The 2,377-nt window shown below is 39.5% G+C and carries 2 protein-coding genes; both read left to right on the top strand.

Translation table 11 applies throughout. From position 1 onward, the window contains the following. Positions 1 to 114 precede the first annotated feature (114 nt). Positions 115 to 2,124 (top strand): type II CRISPR RNA-guided endonuclease Cas9, encoded by a 2,010-nt coding sequence (cas9, locus tag LZT22_RS12625; protein WP_233925656.1) that lies wholly within the window; start codon positions 115 to 117, stop codon positions 2,122 to 2,124. Between the two features lie 16 nt (positions 2,125 to 2,140). Continuing rightward, positions 2,141 to 2,281 (top strand): hypothetical protein, encoded by a 141-nt coding sequence (locus tag LZT22_RS12620; protein WP_233925655.1) that lies wholly within the window; start codon positions 2,141 to 2,143, stop codon positions 2,279 to 2,281. Positions 2,282 to 2,377: the final 96 nt, after the last annotated feature.

Here is a 2,377-nt window from a genome sequence, read left to right as displayed (position 1 = left end):
TCAGCCAAAAGTGGAGTATGCCCATCAGAGATTGGAAGGGTGCATTAAATCAGTTTAGTATTAAGTATGAGGAGAGAATCCCTCTGTAGTAAACGAACCCCGTTTACACAAAATATGGGACACCCTCAGTCTTGGTATGCATTAACTTTATCCGAACAAGACAATATTGTTGAACGTCTTTTAAATGAGCCAAGTGAAAAAATTGCAATTAGTTGGTTAATGAATAAATATCATTTAGACGAGTCAGCGGCTGAAAATACTGCCAATACATCGCTCCCTGAAGGTTATGGCAACCTCAGCAAAGCTGCATTAGACAAAATCCTTCCTCAGTTAATAAAACAAGTAATGACTTACGATAAAGCGGTTCTTGCGGCAGGCTTTGAATCGCATAGCACCCTCTCCCATGCTCAAGTTACTGGAGAGATTATGCAAGCCTTACCCTACTATGGCGAACCCCTAAGAAGGCACGTTGCCTTTGCTAAAGATAACCCTCGCAACGATGAAGAGCGCTTTGGAAAAATTGCTAACCCAACAGTACATATTGGTCTTAATGAACTGCGTAAGGTAGTCAATGCCATTATTAAACGTTACGGTCATCCTAGCGAAGTTGTTGTCGAAGTCACTCGAGACCTGAAGCTAAGTCGGGAAAAGAAATTAGAAATCCAACGTGAACAAAAAGTAAAACAAGACTTTAACGAAAAACTGGTCAAAGAAGCCTGTGATGTATTAAAACTTAATCCGGATACGCTTGATCGAAGTAAACGAAGGGATCTGTCACAAAAAATGCAGCTTTGGTATGAACTTAATCCCAACGATCCAACTAATCGCTGCTGCCCCTATACAGGAGAGCAGTTAAATATTACTAAATTACTTTCTAATGATGTGGAGATTGAACATATCTTGCCTTACTCTAGAACTCTAGATGACTCACTAAACAATAAAACAGTTTGCATGAGTCGTGCTAACAGAATTAAAGGCAATAACACTCCGTATGAAGCGTTTGGTGCAAACTATGAAAAAGGGTACGACTACGAGGCAATATTGCAACGTGCCGCATGTATGTCAAAAAATAAAGGGAAACGTTTTGCTAAAGATGGTTATGAGCGGTGGTTAAAAGAGGATAAAGATTTTATAGCGAGGTCTTTAAATGACACTGCCTATTTATCAAGAATTGCAAAGGAGTATTTATCCTTAATTTGCCCGCCCAATAGAGTAAGGGCTATACCGGGACGAATGACCGCTCTGCTGCGAGGTACTTTTGGTTTAAACCAGTTTCTGTCAGGGGATACTACCAAAAATAGAGATGACCATCGCCATCATGCTTTAGATGCTGCTGTGATTGGCATTACGGATCAAGGATTATTGCAACGATTTTCTCAAGCTAGTGCAAAAGCTAAGAGCCTGCAACTTAACCGATTAGTTGAAAATATGCCCCTTCCATGGGAAACATATCGGGAACATGTTGAACGTGGTTTAAAACACATCGTTATAAGCCATAAACCAGATCACGGTTATCAAGGAGCAATGCACGAAGAAACTGCTTGGGGCTTACGAAATAATGGAACGGTCACTAGAAGAGTTCGGGAAGAAGGGAGTACCCAACGCAGTCGTGAATTTGCCAATAAGAAGGTGGTCGAGATTAATAGCACCAATAATAAAAATCGACATGGAGTTGATGCTAATGGAAATCCAATTGCTTATAAAGGCTATGTTGGTGGAAGTAATTATTGTATTGAAATTTGGCAAGACGAAAAAGGGAAATGGCACAGTGATGTTATAAGTACTTTTGAGGCTTATCAAGCGATTAGACAACTTGGCGAAGTTGCAGGGGTCAAGCAATTAAACAATTCAACCTCAAGCCAATCTGGAAAACCTCTAGTAATGCGATTAATGATTAATGACTACGTCCAGTTAAAAATTGATGGGGTTAAAAAGATTATGCGTGTTGTCAAAATTGCTGGAAATGGAACGATATATTTTGCCGAACATCACGAGGCTAATGTAGATGCAAGAAATAGAGATGCTACAAATGAATTTAGTTATATTACTAAAAGCGCTGGATCGCTAAAAACTGCTCAAGGTAGCAAGATTACTGTTTCGCCAATTGGTAAGATTAATTATTAGGATTAGTAGTTAACCTATGCCAGCACGAATCGTTGAAATTGCTGAAAATCAACGCCATTTATCCATGTTTCGAGGTTTTATGGTTGTTGAGAATACAGAAACCCAACGAAAAGAATTGGGTCGCATGGTAATCCCCCCACCCCTTAATCTGAGTTAAAAGTAGAATTTCTAAGTTGTTTGATTTAAAAGGAAATTCGATGAAAAACTCCCGTTTTACTGATAGCCAAATCATGGCCATCCTCAAGCAAGCGCA

Source organism: Polynucleobacter sp. IMCC 29146 (genome assembly GCF_021395195.1).
Taxonomy (GTDB): Bacteria; Pseudomonadota; Gammaproteobacteria; order Burkholderiales; family Burkholderiaceae; genus Polynucleobacter.
Note: the sequence above shows the minus strand (reverse complement) of the source record. Positions and strands in the feature narration are given on the sequence as shown.